Source organism: Streptomyces cyaneochromogenes (assembly GCF_003963535.1).
Lineage (GTDB): Bacteria > Actinomycetota > Actinomycetes > Streptomycetales > Streptomycetaceae > Streptomyces > Streptomyces shaanxiensis.
This window is the reverse complement of record NZ_CP034539.1, coordinates 3,746,201-3,761,041: the sequence shown is the minus strand read 5'-3', so window position 1 is coordinate 3,761,041 and position 14,841 is coordinate 3,746,201. Positions and strand designations below refer to the sequence as shown.

The 14,841-nt window shown below is 69.9% G+C and carries 8 protein-coding genes; 4 read left to right on the top strand and 4 right to left on the bottom strand.

Annotated features, from left to right (window positions below; genetic code table 11):
• Nucleotides 1–36: 36 nt before the first annotated feature.
• The gene (locus EJ357_RS16740; RefSeq protein WP_126392397.1) at nucleotides 37–1,647 is read right to left on the bottom strand and encodes a PucR family transcriptional regulator ligand-binding domain-containing protein; all 1,611 of its coding nucleotides are present in this window, start codon (nucleotides 1,645–1,647) and stop codon (nucleotides 37–39) included.
• A gap of 197 nt (nucleotides 1,648–1,844) precedes the next feature.
• Between EJ357_RS16740 and EJ357_RS16735 the strand changes: the two genes are divergently transcribed.
• Genes EJ357_RS16735 through EJ357_RS16725 form a run of 3 tightly spaced genes read left to right on the top strand, consistent with a single transcriptional unit; the run spans nucleotide 1,845 to nucleotide 6,118 of the window.
• Complete coding sequence (locus tag EJ357_RS16735) at nucleotides 1,845–3,386, top strand: sodium:solute symporter (RefSeq protein ID WP_126392396.1); 1,542 nt, start codon at nucleotides 1,845–1,847, stop codon at nucleotides 3,384–3,386.
• A gap of 57 nt (nucleotides 3,387–3,443) precedes the next feature.
• Nucleotides 3,444–4,433, top strand: coding sequence for an agmatinase (gene speB, locus EJ357_RS16730; RefSeq protein ID WP_126392395.1), 990 nt, complete (start codon nucleotides 3,444–3,446; stop codon nucleotides 4,431–4,433).
• On the top strand, nucleotides 4,430–6,118 hold the full coding sequence (locus tag EJ357_RS16725) for a thiamine pyrophosphate-binding protein (protein ID WP_126392394.1): 1,689 nt from the start codon (nucleotides 4,430–4,432) through the stop codon (nucleotides 6,116–6,118). The genes speB and EJ357_RS16725 overlap by 4 nt, the downstream gene beginning before the upstream one ends.
• A gap of 4 nt (nucleotides 6,119–6,122) precedes the next feature.
• Here the strand turns inward: EJ357_RS16725 and EJ357_RS16720 are convergent, their stop codons facing one another.
• The 3 genes from EJ357_RS16720 to EJ357_RS16710 all read right to left on the bottom strand — a co-directional run bounded on the left by EJ357_RS16720 (nucleotide 6,123) and on the right by EJ357_RS16710 (nucleotide 9,903).
• Nucleotides 6,123–6,356, bottom strand: coding sequence for a hypothetical protein (locus EJ357_RS16720; RefSeq protein WP_126392393.1), 234 nt, complete (start codon nucleotides 6,354–6,356; stop codon nucleotides 6,123–6,125).
• Nucleotides 6,357–6,507: 151 nt separating this feature from the next.
• On the bottom strand, nucleotides 6,508–7,317 hold the full coding sequence (locus tag EJ357_RS16715) for an endonuclease I family protein (protein ID WP_126392392.1): 810 nt from the start codon (nucleotides 7,315–7,317) through the stop codon (nucleotides 6,508–6,510).
• 228 nt (nucleotides 7,318–7,545) lie between these two features.
• Nucleotides 7,546–9,903, bottom strand: a complete 2,358-nt coding sequence (locus EJ357_RS16710) for an ArnT family glycosyltransferase (protein ID WP_126392391.1) — start codon at nucleotides 9,901–9,903, stop codon at nucleotides 7,546–7,548.
• Nucleotides 9,904–10,183: 280 nt separating this feature from the next.
• Between EJ357_RS16710 and EJ357_RS50225 the strand changes: the two genes are divergently transcribed.
• Nucleotides 10,184–14,839 (top strand): RHS repeat-associated core domain-containing protein, encoded by a 4,656-nt coding sequence (locus tag EJ357_RS50225; RefSeq protein ID WP_126392390.1) that lies wholly within the window; start codon nucleotides 10,184–10,186, stop codon nucleotides 14,837–14,839.
• The last annotated feature ends 2 nt before the right edge of the window (nucleotides 14,840–14,841 follow it).

The window sequence follows — 14,841 nt, the reverse complement described above, 5'->3', positions numbered from 1 at the left end:
CTCGTGGGATGGGGCGCGGCCGTTCGCCGTGGCACGTCACCGCTCGATGTGCCGCAGGGCGAACCACAGCTCCATCCGTACGTCCGGATCGTCCAGGTCCGTGCCGAGGAGCGCCGCGCACCGGGCGATCCGCTGGCGGACGGTGTTGCGGTGGACGGACAGGGCCACCGCCGTGCGGTCCCAACTGCCGTGCAGGGAGAGCCAGGTGCGCAGGGTCTCGCCGAGCGGGGTCGTCAGGGGCGCGAGGAGCGTGCGGGCGTGGGCCTCGGCCTCGTCGGGGGAGAGCAGGTCGGTGAGGGCGGGGCGGTGGGTGCCGTGCCGGAACAGGGGCGTGCGGGTGGCCCTCGCCCGGGACAGCGCCCGAGCCGCCTGGGCGTCGGCCGCCGGCCAGTCCGGTGCGGACGCGGGGGCGCTGACGCCCAGGGTCCAGCCGGACTGCGGGGACGGTTCGCGGTCCGCCGGGACGAGGACGCGTACGACGTCCCGCGCCAGGTCGACCAGCGGGGAGCCGAGCGCCGCGCCCAGCGCCGAGGCGGCCACCGGGTCGCAGGGCGGGCTGTCGGGGCGGGCGTGGACCACGAGCCAGTCGCCCGCGCCCAGGAGCGGGGCCACCGCCTGCGGCTCGGCGCCCAGCAGCAGCCGTACCAGCGCCGAGGAACGGGCCGCTCCCGAGCCGCTCTGGTGCTCGCCGGTGAGGAGGGAGAGGAGCACGGCGGCGACCGAGGCGATGGTGTGATCGCCGGGATCGCGCTGCGGTGCGGCGACCCCGAGGACGAAGCCCTGTCCGGCGCCGAGGGCATAGGCGGCGAGGTGGACCCCGGAGGCGGTGTCGGCGGCGGAGGTGGGTGTCCCCGGGCCCGAGGGACGTACGACCTCCGCGAGCCCGGCGAGCGCCCCGCTCACCGTCTTCTCCGGCGCCCGTTCCGTTGCCCTGCCCGCCGTCTTCTGCGGTGCCTGTCCTGCTGTTCCGCTCGCCGCGCCTTCTGGCGCCTGTCCTGCCGGCCCGCTCGCCGCGCCTTCCGGCGCCCGCCCCACTACCCCGCTCCCCGCCCCTTTCGGCACCCTCCCCGCCGACGCGACCTCCGCCCCCTCCGGCCCGTACAGCACCGCCCACCCGCCGACCCGCTGCGCCAGCTGGCGCAGCACCGCCCGTACCGGATCCGGGCGGGAGGCGGCTGCCGCCAGGCTCTGCTGGGCCTCCGTCACGCGGCGCAGTTCGGCGAGGCGGGCCCGGGCCATCAGTTGCCAGACCGCGCGGGCCACGCCGGAGAAGGTGGTCTGCGGAGGAACCTCCAGGAGCGGGAGCTCGTACGCCTCGCACGCCGCCACCAGGGCGCGCGGCACCGAGTCGTGGACGGGAGCGAGCCCGAAGCCGAGTGCCGCGCCGCCCGCCGCGACGATCCTCGCCACGTAGTCGTCGAAGTACGTGCCCGATCCCGCCGCCTCCGGGATGTGCACGCCCGCCGTCAGCAGCAGTTCCCCGCCCAGCAGATACGGATACGGGTCGGCCATCTCCGAGGTGTGCGCCCAGTGGATCACCGTGTCCGCGTCCGTCGGGCCGGCGATCTGGCGCAGGGCCAGGTCCTCGCGGGCCAGGAGCGCCGAGAGGGGCACCGGTGGGGTGGGGGGAACGGCGGGTTCCGGCATGGGACGTTTCCTACACTCGTGCAACCTCGGATGGATGAAACGTACACTTCGCAGTCGCTTTCCGGCCACCTACTGTCGTTCCAGACCGGCAGCCGCGGGTACGGGCGGATGTCCCCGCGAGCCGCTGCCGAATCCCGAACGTCCCCACCCCCCACCTGCACGACACGCCACCGGAATGCGCGCAAAGGAGGCCCCACATGGCCGTCGACTACACAGTCATCGTCGTCTATCTGGCCGGCATGCTGGCCATGGGCTGGTGGGGCATGCGCCGCGCCAAGTCCAAGAGCGAGTTCCTGGTCGCCGGCCGCCGGCTCGGGCCGACCATGTACTCCGGCACCATGGCGGCGATCGTCCTCGGCGGCGCGTCCACCATCGGAGGCGTCGGGCTCGGCTACCAGTACGGACTCTCCGGTGCCTGGATGGTGTTCACCATCGGTCTCGGGCTGCTCGCCCTCTCGGTCTTCTTCTCCGCCCGCATCGCCCGCCTGAAGGTCTACACCGTCTCCGAGATGCTCGACCTGCGCTACGGCGGCCGGGCCGGCGTCATCTCCGGTGTCGTCATGTGGGCGTACACGCTCATGCTCGCGGTCACGTCGACCATCGCGTACGCCACGATCTTCGACGTCCTCTTCGACATGAACCGCAGCGTCGCGATCATCCTCGGCGGCTCGATCGTCGTCGCCTACTCGACGCTCGGCGGCATGTGGTCGATCACCCTGACGGACATGGTCCAGTTCGTGGTGAAGACGATCGGTGTGCTGCTGCTCCTGCTCCCCATCGCCGTCGTCAAGGCGGGCGGGTTCAGCGAGATGAAGGCGCAGCTGCCGACCGAGTACTTCGACCCGCTGGGCATCGGCGGCGAGACGATCTTCACCTACGTCCTGATCTACACCTTCGGCATGCTCATCGGGCAGGACATCTGGCAGCGCGTCTTCACCGCCCGCAGCGACAGGACCGCCAAGTGGGGCGGCACCGTCGCCGGCACCTACTGTCTCGCCTACGCCCTCGCCGGCGCCGTCATCGGCACGGCCGCCAAGGTGCTCTACCCCAAGCTCGGCAGCCCGGACGACGCCTTCGCGACCATCGTCAAGGACGAACTCCCGGTCGGCGTACGAGGGTTGGTGCTGGCCGCCGCTCTCGCCGCCGTGATGTCCACGTCCTCCGGCGCGCTCATCGCCTGCGCGACCGTCGCGAACAACGACATCTGGTCGCGGCTGCGGGGCGCGGTCCGCCGCACCGAGGCCACCAACGACGTGCGCAAGTCGCACGGGGCCCCGGATGCCCCTGACACCCCCGGCACTGCGGACGCGCTCGACTCGCACGACCCGCACGACGAGGTGAAGGGCAATCGCGCCTTCATCCTCCTCATGGGCATCGCCGTCATCGCCACGGCCATCACGCTCAACAACGTCGTCGAGGCGCTGACCGTCGCCTACAACCTGCTCGTCGGCGGACTGCTCGTGCCGATCCTGGGCGGGCTGCTGTGGCGGCGCGGGACCGTGCAGGGCGCGCTCGCCTCGGTCACCGTCGGCGGCGTCGCGGTGATCGTCCTGATGGCCACCCACGGCATCCTCGCCAACGAGCCCGTCTACTACGGCCTGCTCCTCTCCCTCGCCGCCTACATCGCCGTGTCCTTGCTGACACGGCCGACCGACGCGGCCGTACTCGCCGCCTGGCGTGAGCGCCTCGCCGGGCGGAACCCCGAACTCGTGTCCGAACCGGTGCCGGCTCGCCAGTAGAGTCGTAGGAAGATAACCCTCATACGCGATGAAGCGTAGGAAAGAAGGCATTTCCCCATGAGCAGCAACGAGACGCCCCGCGGCCCCGTCGACTCCTCCCGCATCCCGCGGTACGCCGGACCCGCGACCTTCGCCCGGCTGCCCCGCCTCGACGAGGTCGGCCGCGCCGACGTCGCCGTGGTCGGCGTGCCGTTCGACTCGGGCGTCTCGTACCGGCCGGGCGCCCGCTTCGGCGGCAACGCCATCCGCGAGGCGTCCCGGCTGCTGCGCCCGTACAACCCGGCGCAGGACGCCTCCCCGTTCGCCCTCGCGCAGGTCGCGGACGGCGGCGACATCGCGGTGAACCCCTTCAACATCAACGAGGCCGTGGAGACGGTCGAGGCAGCGGCCGACGAGCTGCTCGGCACCGGCGCCCGCCTGATGACCCTCGGCGGCGACCACACGATCGCGCTCCCGCTGCTGCGCTCGGTCGCCAAGAAGCACGGCCCGGTCGCCCTGCTCCACTTCGACGCCCACCTCGACACCTGGGACACGTACTTCGGCGCGGAGTACACCCACGGCACGCCCTTCCGGCGCGCGGTCGAGGAGGGCATCCTCGACACCGAGGCGCTCTCCCACGTCGGCATCCGCGGTCCGCTGTACGGCAAGCAGGACCTGACCGACGACGAGAAGATGGGCTTCGGCATCGTCACGTCGTCCGACGTCTACCGCCGGGGTGCCGACGAGGTCGCCGACCAGCTGCGCCAGCGCATCGGCGACCGCCCGCTCTACATCTCCATCGACATCGACTGCCTCGACCCGGCGCACGCCCCCGGCACCGGCACCCCCGAGGCGGGCGGCATGACCTCGCGCGAGCTGCTGGAGATCCTGCGGGGCCTGGCGTCCTGCAACCTGGTCTCCGCGGACGTCGTCGAGGTGGCGCCCGCGTACGATCACGCCGAGATCACGTCGGTGGCCGCGTCCCACACGGCGTACGAACTGACCACGATCATGTCCCGCCAGATCGCGGCGGCCCGGACGGACCTGAAGGAATCGGAAGCGAAGTGACTCACGACCACGACCTGGTACTCCGCCCGACGGAGGCGCAGATCGCCGCCGCTCTGAATCCTCCCGCCGGCCGCAACGGCGGGGACCTGGTCGTGGAGACGCTGGCCGGGCTCGGCGCGACGACGGTCTTCGGGCTGCCCGGCCAGCACGCGCTGGGCATGTTCGACGCCCTGCGCCGCAGCGATCTGCGCTACATCGGCCTGCGCGTGGAGAACAACGCCGGGTTCGCGGCGGACGCGTACGGCCGGATGACGGGTGAGGCGGCGCCTCTGCTGCTGTCGACGGGTCCCGGCGCGCTGACCTCGCTGGCCGCGCTCCAGGAGGCGGCCGCGGCTTCGGCGCCGGTGCTGGCGATCAGCAGCCAGATTCCGACGGCCGGGCTGGGCGGTGGCAGGCACGGATACCTCCACGAACTCCCCGACCAGGCGGCGTCGTTCCGGGGCGTGGTGAAGTCGGTCCACACGGTCCGCACCCAGTCCCAGATACCCTCCGCCATCGAGGCGGCCTGGAAGTCGGCCCTGTCCGCCCCGCACGGCCCGGTGTGGGTGGAGATCCCGCAGGACGTGCTGCTCGCCGAGACGTCGATTCCGGTGGTGACGGGCGGCGACGCGTTCCCGGAGGAGCTGCCGCCGCGCCCCGAACTGACGGCGGTGGCGGCCCACTTGCTGTCGCACGCCGCCCGTCCGGCGATCATCGCGGGCGGGGGAGTGGTACGGGCGGACGCGTCCGGCAAGCTTCGCCGGCTCGCCGAGACGCTGAAGGCTCCGGTGGTCACGACCCCCGGCGGCAAGGGCGCGTTCCCGTGGAAGCACCCGCTGTCCCTCCAGTCCTGGATCGAGGACCGGCACACGACGGACTTCCTGGAGGACGCGGACGTACTCCTGGTGGTCGGCTCGGGCCTGGGCGAACTGTCCTCCAACTACCACACGTTCAAGCCCCGGGGCCGGGTCATCCAGATCGAGGCCGACCTCGGCAAGCTGGAGTCCAACCACCCGGCCCTCGGCATCCACGCGGACGCGCGGCTGGCGTTGCAGGCGCTGCTGGAGACGGTCTCGGAGCGGGAGGACGTGGCGGCACCGCAGCGGGTGCGCGAGGTGCTGGGGAAGGTGTCGGAGCGGATCGCCGGCCAGGAACTCACCCTGGAACAGGACGTGTTGGCGTCGGTCCGGCGGGCCCTTCCCGCCGACTCCCCGTCGTTCTGGGACATGACCATCCTGGCGTACTGGGCCTGGTCGGCCTTCGACGCCAAGGGCCCCAACCACCTGCACTCCGCCCAGGGCGCCGGCGGCCTCGGCTACGGCTTCCCGGCGGCGCTGGGCGCGGCGGTCGCGGACCCGACGCGTCCGGTGCTCGCGGTGTCCGGCGACGGCGGCGCGCTGTACTCGATCGCCGAGCTCGCGACGGCCCGCCAGTACGACCTGAACGTCACCTGGCTCATCGTCGACGACGGCGGCTACGGCATCCTGCGCGAGTACATGACGGACGCGTTCGGCCAGGCCACGGCCACGGAGCTGGCGCGGCCGGACTATGTGGCGCTGGCCGAGTCTTTCGGCGTCCCCGGGGCCCGGACGACCCCGGAGACGCTGGAGGCGGATCTGGCGAAGGCGCTTCAGACCCCCGGCCCGTCGGTGGTCGTCCTCCCGGCGGTGCTGCGGATGTTCGCGCCGACGCACCTCACGACGTGATGCCTCAGCGGCCGTCGCGCGCGTCGTAGACGTGGTCGCGGTCGTAGCAGGCGTCGTCCACCGCGGGGCCGGTCCCCGGTACGGCCCACGGGACGAGCGCGAGTGCCTGCCTGCAGAGGCCGGCGGAGGAGTAGCCGGCGATGTTGATACGGCCCCGGTCGCCGTCGTCGGCGTGGGCCGGGGTGGCGATTACGAGGGCTGCCATGGTGAGCGCGGCGAGCGCGCTGATCTTCTTCATAGCCGGGTCAACGGCGTCGGATCGGTGCAGGTCATTCGGCTGTACAGGTGGTGATCGAACGCGCCAGGGGCAGCGCGGGCCCCTGGCGCGTCTACGGCGACTCGCGTCTGCGGCGACTCGCGTCCATGGCGACTGAACAGGGTCCGGTCGCCTACCAGATCGACTCGACCCACTCCGGGTGGTCGATGAACGGGTTGCGGTTGCCCTGGTAGGAGTCGTAGATGACCTCGTTGCGGCGCTCCTCGAAGGAGTCCGGCGGGTCCTCGTCGTTCCACTGCTTCAGGACCGAGAGGCGGCCGTGGTACGGGACGCTGCCGTTGGTGACGGCGTCGTTGGGCTCCAGGTCGGGCCAGCTGTCGTCGCCCTCGTAGCGGACGGCCATGTAGAGGATCATGCGGGCCACGTCGCCCTTGACGGCGTCGCGCGGCTCGAAGGAGTTGGAGTCGGTCAGGCTGCCACCGGAGTTGGTGAAGCTGCTGCCGCCGTTGTCGAAGTCCTTGTTGCCGCGGATGCTGTTGACCTGGACGTCCTCGGGACGCAGGTGGTGCAGGTCGGTGCCCGGGCCGGCGGAGGTGCCGAAGTCGCCGTGGGACTGGGCCCACACGTGCTCGCGGTTCCAGTTGCCGGTGCTGCCGCCGTTGAGGGACTTGCTGCGGGAGATGCCGCTGTAGAGCAGCTTCACGTTGCTGCTGTTGTTCGGGTCCTGGTCGGTGACCTTCAGGGCGTTCCAGACGGCCGAGTAGGAGATCGTCGTCTGGTCGCTGATGATCGTGTGGAGCGAGTCCTTCAGGGCCGTGCCGGACTTGCCGATCGCGTCGGCGTAGTACGTGTCGTCGTACTCCGTCGTGGTCGCGGCGGCCGGGGAGGCGGTGAGCGCCGGGGTGGTGAGGCCGACCAGGACGGCGGCCGTCGTCAGCGCCACTGACTTCCAGCGGCTGCGGCGTATGTGTGTCGCCAGCATGTGGGGTTCCCAATCTACGGGGGGATCTACGCGGGTTGAATGGAGGCGGCAATCGGGAGAGTGGCATGGACATGCGGACATGTCGAGGGCTTGCGCGTGTCCATTGGGTGACGTGAAGCGGCAAATCGGGGCATGGGTGCGATAGTTGACGCCGAAACGGCCCCCGGCTGGTGAGCCGGGGGCCGTGGAGTGGGGTCGGGGGGCCGGGGAGCTGGGGAGCCGGTCGGGTCAGCTGACGTCCGACGGGTCCAGGCGGTAGATGGTGGACTGGTTGCTCTGGGAGGAGTTGTCTGAGCCGGAGCCGGAGCCGGAGCCGGAGCCGGAGCCGGAGCCGGAGCCGGAGCCGGAGCCGGAGCCGGAGCCGGAGTCCGTGCTCGTGCCCGACGTCGAGCTGTAGTCGCTCTCCTTCACCGCCGTCCCGTTCTTCTGCACCCACTCCGTGACCTCGGAGCTGACGCTGCTGCCGCCGCCGGGGCCGCCGCCCATGCCGCCGCCGAGCTGGATGTAGTGCAACTCGCCCTTCTTCACCAGCTCCTTGAGCTTGGCCGGCGTCATCGCCTTGTCGGAGCCGGACCAGCCCCACATGGAGATCACGGGCTCACCGCTGCTGAGGATGAGCTGCGCGGCGCTCTGCGAACTCGACACCGCCAGCAGCCAGGTGGCGCCGTCCTGGTGCTTCTTGAGGTAGGAGATCAGCTCGCTGCTCGCGCCGCCGCCCATGCCGCCGCCGGGACCGCCGCCCATGCCGCCGGGGGCCGTACCGCCCATGTCGCCGGTGCCGCCGGGAGCCTGGCCGTTCTGGCTGTTCTGACCGTTCTGGCCGCTTTGCCCGCCGGGCAGTCCGCCGTTCCCGCCGCCGGGCATCTGCGCCTCACCTGCCCCATCTGCCCCACCTGCCCCGCCGCCGTCCTGGCCGCCCTGCGGCTGGCCGCCGGGGAAGCCGCCGCCCTGCTGGCCGTTCTGGCTGCCCGGGCCGCCGGCCTGGTTGTTCTGCCCGCCGCCGAAGCCACCCCGGCCGCCGCCACCGCCCCCACCGGGGCCACCGCCGAAGCCGCTCCCCGTGGAGGGCCCGGCCGTCGGATTCGTACCGCCGCCCATGCCGCCGCCGCCCGACCCGGACGGCACCGACCAGGCGTACGCCGCCGGACCCGCCACCGCCGCGACGACCGCCGCCACCACGGATGCCGCCAGCAGCCGTACCCGTGTCCCCGACGCGGACCGGAACACGACCAGCCCCACGATCGCCAGCGCCATGACGACGGCGATGGCGGGCCACAGCCAGGCGTTCCAGCCGGAGGCCCGACGCAGCAGTACGACCGCCCAGACCGCCGTGACGGCCAGTCCCGCCGGGAGCACCCAGGCCCACCGCCTGTCGGCGCGGAAGGCGCGCAGCAGCATCACGCCGCCGCCTCCGCACAGGGCCGCGATGCCGGGGGCGAGCGCGGTCGTGTAGTAGGGGTGCATCGTGCCCTCGGCCATGGCGAAGGTCAGGTAGTGCAGGGCGGTCCAGCCGCCCCACATCAGAAGCGCCGCGCGGGTGAGGTCGGTGCGCGGGGCACGTCCGCACAGCACCAGGCCGCCGACGCACGCGATGGCCGCGAAGGGGATCAGCCAGGAGATCTGGCCGCCGAGGATGTCGTTGAACAGTCGGCCGATCCCGGCGGTCCCGGAGAAGCCGCCGCCTCCGCCACCGCCGCCTCCGCCGTTGCCCTCGCCGCCGAGGATCCGGCCGAGGCCGTTGTAGCCCATGATCAGGTCCCAGGCAGTGCCGTCCGTCGAACCGCCGATGTACGGGCGGTCGTCGGCGGGCACGAGGGAGACGGCCGCCGCCCACCAGAAGCTGGAGACGACGAGGGCGACACCGGCGATGAGCAGATTGACGATCCGCTTAACGAGCGTCGGCTTCGCGGCGTAGAGATAGACGGCGAAGACGGCGGGCAGCGCGATGTAGCCCTGAAGCATCTTGGTGTTGAAGGCGAGCCCGAAGCACACAGCGGAGCCGACGAGCGGCAGCAACTTGCCGTTGTGCACGGCCCGCAGGGCGAGCGCGGCGCCTCCGGCCATGAGGAACACCAGCAGGGTGTCCGGGTTGTTGTCACGGTTGATGGCGACCGTGATCGGCGTCAGGGCCAGCACCAGCGCGGCGACCGTCGCCGCACCGTGACCCCACACCCGCTTCACCGACGCGTGCACGATCCAGATCGTCGCCAGCGCGACCAGGATCATCGGCAGCATCATCTGCCAGGTGCCGTAGCCGAAGACCCGGCACGACAGCTCCATCACCATCAGGGCGAACGGCGGCTTGTCGACGGTCAGGAAGTTGCCCGCGTCCAGCGAGCCGAAGAACCACGCCTTCCAGCTCTGCGTACCGCTCAGCACGGCCGCGCTGTAGAAGCTGTTCAGACTGGACCCGGACAGGTTCCAGGAGTACAGCACCGCCGCCAGGATCAGGATCGCGATCAGCGCGGGGAGTGACCAGCGGGGTGCCTTGTCCGGTGGTGCGGCGGCGGGTGGGGCCGGGGTCGGTGGGGGCACGTCGGGGGTGGTCACGGTCGTGTGGGGGTGGGGATCGGTGGCTGATGTCACCCGGGCATCGTGTGGGGTGGGGGTGGGTGGGGGCTGTGGCGGAGCTGGCTGTTTGCTGTGGATTCTCAAAGGAGAGCGCAAAGGGGGCCGCAACCGAGGTGCTCAGGCGAAGAGGCTCGGCCAGGTCGACCGACGTGAGGGTCGAATTCACGTCACACCAGGAAGACCAAGCGGGAGCCCCTGGGCCACTGTCAGTGCGATCAGTTACGGTCGAATTCGCACATGCAGTGATCAACGGAGCCCGCGTCACGGGCATCGTTCACGGGGAGGTTGACGGGGGATGGGCTACGTTCTGCCCGGTTGGCTGGACGAGATCCTGGACTTCATCGGGATCAACTGGCCGAACGTTGACGAGGACGACTACCGCGAGATGGCGGACGCGATGCGCGAGCTCGCGGACGCTTTCGACGACCACGCGGGTGAGGCCCACGCCTCGGTGAGCCGTCTGCTGTCGTCCAGTGAGGGCTGGGCGGTGGACGCGCTGCAGGAGCACTGGGGCAAGGTGAAGACCTCGCACCTGGAGCAACTGCCGGAAGCGGCCCGTCTGTTCGCGGACGCGATGGACGTCGTCGCGGACGTGATCTACGGGATGAAAGTCAAGGCCGAGATCGAGCTCGGCGCGATGGCGGCGTCGGCCGGCGTTTCCATCGGTCTTGCCTTCGTCACCGGCGGCCTGTCGGCGCTGATCGGTGCGGCGCAGATCACGGCGATGCGGGAGGTGGTGCGCCGCCTCATCAAGGAGGCCGCCGACGAGATCGTCGACCGGGTGATCGCGATGGTGACCGAGCCGGTGGCCGCCAAGCTGGAGAACATGATCGCCGACGCGGTCCTGGACCTGGCGTCCGGCGCGATCTCCCCGGCCGACGGTTCGGGTGGGGGTGGGGCCGGACACGGCAACGGCGGCCCGGGGATGAGGCTGAACTCGGCGGACGGCCCTAGCGGCAGCGGTGGTGGCGGTGGCGGTGGTCGGATGCGCATCGACCACGCCGAGTATGACAAGGCCGCCGGCGACCTGGGCCGTATCAGCCAGGGCTCACTGACCCGGCTGTCGGGCTCGTTGGACCGCGCGAACGGCGCCAACGACCGTACCCGTGGCAGGGATCCGTTCACCCAGGGCATCGACAGTGTGGTGGACGGCGCGACCAAGGGCATGAAGAAGGCCGTCGAGAAGATCGTCAAGCACACCGGCGAGACCATCCCGAAGACGCTGCGCGACACCTCGGACAACCACAGGCGCAACGAATCGGCCACCGAGGACGCCCTGAACAGGATCACGGGAGGTCAGGACGGGAAGGGCGGCCCGACGTCTCCGTTGAAGGGCCCGGGCGGCAACGGCGGCCCGGCCGGCGGTAAGCCGGATCCGCTGAACAAGGCGCTCAACGACCCCCGCCACCACAGCGTGGAGCCGAACAACCGCACCTGCAAGGAAGACCCGATCGACGTTGCCAGCGGCCAGATGCTGCTGGAACAGACCGATCTCACCCTTCCCGGCGTGCTGCCGCTGGTCCTCCGGCGCACGCATCTGTCGGACTACAGCTTCGGTACGTGGTTCGGCCGTTCCTGGGCCTCGACCCTGGATGAGCGTATCGAGGTCGACATCCGCAACAAGGCGGTCTGGGCCCGCGAGGACGGCACGTTGCTGGCCTACGACCAGCTGCCCACCCCGCAGCAGCCGGAAGTGCTTCCGCTGGAAGGCCCGCGAATACCCTTGCGCCGTACCAGTGAGCTCGGAGCGCAGGAAATGGAGTTCGCCACCACCGACCCCCGCACCGGCCTGACCCGATACTTCACGCGCCCGCGCGGTGAAGGCTGGCAGTTGTGGCTGACCACGATCGAGGACCGCAACGGCAACCAGATCGACATCCACCGCGACGGCACCGGCCTGCCCCTGTCGATCACCCACAGCGGAGGCTACGACCTCCGCCTCACCGCCGACCGGAGCCTCGGCCGCGTCACCCGGCTGTCCCTGCACACCGGCCCCGACACCGACGGCACCGTGCAGGTCATGGCCTACGGCTACGACACTGCCTCCGGCGACCTCACCGAAGTCGTCAACTCCTCAGGAAAGCCCCTGCGGTTCGACTACGACGCCCAGGGCCGGATCACCTCCTGGACCGACCGCAACGACTCCACCTACCGCTACGTCCACGACGCAGCCGGACGCGTCGTCCAGACCATCGGCCCGGACGGCTACCTGTCCGGCACCTTCGCCTACGACACAACGGGCCGTGTCACGCACTGGACCAACGCCGAAGGAGCGGTCACCGAGTTCCATCTCAATGACCGTGGCCAGATCATCGCCGAGACCGACCCGCTCGGCCACACCACCCGCTCCGAATTCGATGCCTGTGACCGGCTACTAGCCCGCACGGACCCGCTGGGCCGCACCACTCGGTATGCCTACGACATCTCCGGCAACGTCGTCAGTCTCACGCACGCCGACGGAACCGAGGTTCGCGCCACCTACAACGCACTGAATCTTCCTGTCGAGATCATCACTGCTGATGGGGTGCAACTACTACAGAAATTTGATGAGTTCGGAAACTGCACCGACGCGACCGATGCCTGCGGTGCGACGACTCGATATGCCTATGACGCGGCGGGGAATCTGGCCTCTATTACTAACGCACTTGGTGAGACTGTGCGGATTCGGTGCGATAGCGCGGGCCTCCCTGTGGAGATCACTGATCCACTCGGTGCGATCACCCGTTACAGCCGAGACGGACTCGGCCGCCCGGTCACCACCACCGATCCACTCGGAGCCACCACGTATCTGGAGTGGACTGTCGAGGGGAAACTGGCCACGCGCACCGCTCCCGACGGAACTACGGAATCGTGGACGTATGACGGCGAGGGCAACTGCAGCAGTCACACGGACGCAATGGGGGCTGTCTCCCGTTTCGAGTACACCCACTTTGACCTGCTCTCCGCTTCCACTGGCCCAGACGGAGCGCGCCTTGAGTTCGAGTACGATACTCAATTGCGTCTCACGAGAGTCGCCAACCCGCAGGGCTTGTATTGGATTTACAACTATGACCCGGCCGGCCGTCTCGTGGCCGAAACCGACTTTGACGGCCAGTCGGTGACTTACGAACACGACGCCGCAGGTCAACTCGCCGCCCGCACCGCAGCCAATAGCGAGACCGTCCGCTTTGAGCGAAACGCGCTAGGCCGCGTAGTACGCAAGGACGCCGCTGGCGCGGTGACCATATTCGGCTACGACTCCAGTGGCCGACTCGTATCCGCAACAGGGCCGGATGCCCAGCTAGGGATCGAGCGCGATCACATGGGACGGGTGCTCGCCGAGACGGTTAACGGCCGTATGCTGCGGCGCACTTACGACGCCATCGGCCGCTGCATCTCCCGCACCACGCCAACCGGCGCGACCAGCACCTGGACCTACGACGCGGCGGGAAACCGGACTTCGCTGGCCACCTCTGGCCGCACACTCACCTTTACCCGTGATCTCGCAGGCCGCGAGACCGCTCGCTGTATCAGTGAAGTCATTCGCCTCACCAGTGCCTTTGACCCCCTCGGTCGGCCCACCGAGCAGGAACTCAGCGGCCCCGCGGGCCGACTTCAGCATCGCGCCTACAGCTACCGCCCTGACGGAAACCTGATAGGCGTCGACGACTCGCTGGGCGGTGGCCGCCGTTTCGACCTTGACCAAGCAGGCCGCGTCAGTGCCGTTCACGCGGCAGGGTGGACGGAGTCGTACGCCTACGACGAGGCCGGTAACCAAACCCACGCCGACTGGTCCACCGGCATACCTGGCAGCGAGGCGACCGGAGAGCGCACATACACCGGCACTCGCATCCGCACCGCCGGATCCGTTCGCTACGAATACGACGAGGTCGGGCGTACCACCGCCCGCCACAAGACCACACTCTCCGGGAAACGCCAGACGTGGCGCTATGCCTGGGACGCCGAGGACCGTCTCACCCACGTCACCACGCCCGATGGCACCGTCTGGCGGTATCTGTACGACCCCCTCGGCCGCCGCGCTGCCAAACAACGCCTCGCCGCAGACGGTGAAAGCGCAGTTGAGGAAACTCTGTTCACCTGGGACGGCGCCACCCTCTGTGAGCAGATCGCTCACAACCCCGGTACAGGAGGCTTCGCGCTCACGCTCACCTGGGACCACGACGGCCTGCGCCCCCTAGCCCAGACAGAGCGCAAGCACCTCACCGATGAGGAAGTCGACGAGCGCTTCTACGCCATCATCACGGATCTCGTCGGCACCCCCACTGAACTCGTCGACGAACAGGGTGAGATCGCCTGGCGCACCCGCACCACCCTCTGGGGCACCACCGCCTGGGAGCGCTCAGCCACGGCCTACACCCCACTCCGCTTCCCCGGCCAGTACCACGACCCGGAAACCGGCCTCCACTACAACTACTTCCGCCACTACGACCCCGAAACCGCCCGCTACCTCACCCCTGATCCCCTCGGCCTGGCCCCGGCCCCCAACCCCGCCACCTACGTCGACAATCCCCACAAGTGGAGCGACCCACTCGGTCTCTCCCCCTGTGAAGACTCCTTGCGCGATGCTGTGGGCCGGGAAGCGGATGCTGCTTCGGGGGTGACTCCGGGGAGACTGCGACCTGCCGTGTCCGAGGGAATCATGCTGAGGGACGGGGAGATCTATACGGCGTCCAGTCGTCGAGGTGATACCCCACAGCTTCATCCCGATGTGCAGGGCATCCTGGACGCCATCCCTGTCGAAGAGCGAGGCCGCGGACACGGCCAATGCGGACTACCCCGTGGTATTTCTGAGGCGCTGAGCGACGGGAGGGACCCCAATGGCGCCATGGGAGCGGCCGTCACGGTGCGCAGTAGCGTCGATCACCCCAAGCATGGAATGCCGGTCGGCCCCTGCGACAGTTGTAAGGCGCTGGTGCGGCACTATGGCATTGACTTCATCACAGGAGGGTGAGT

Coding starts and splice junctions, on each gene's coding strand:
- speB (WP_126392395.1), top strand. CDS start 3,444: ATGAGCAGCAACGAGACGCCCCGCGGCCCCGTCGACTCCTCCCGCATC.
- EJ357_RS16715 (WP_126392392.1), bottom strand. CDS start 7,317: ATGCTGGCGACACACATACGCCGCAGCCGCTGGAAGTCAGTGGCGCTG.
- EJ357_RS16740 (WP_126392397.1), bottom strand. CDS start 1,647: ATGCCGGAACCCGCCGTTCCCCCCACCCCACCGGTGCCCCTCTCGGCG.
- EJ357_RS16735 (WP_126392396.1), top strand. CDS start 1,845: ATGGCCGTCGACTACACAGTCATCGTCGTCTATCTGGCCGGCATGCTG.
- EJ357_RS16720 (WP_126392393.1), bottom strand. CDS start 6,356: ATGAAGAAGATCAGCGCGCTCGCCGCGCTCACCATGGCAGCCCTCGTA.
- EJ357_RS50225 (WP_126392390.1), top strand. CDS start 10,184: ATGGGCTACGTTCTGCCCGGTTGGCTGGACGAGATCCTGGACTTCATC.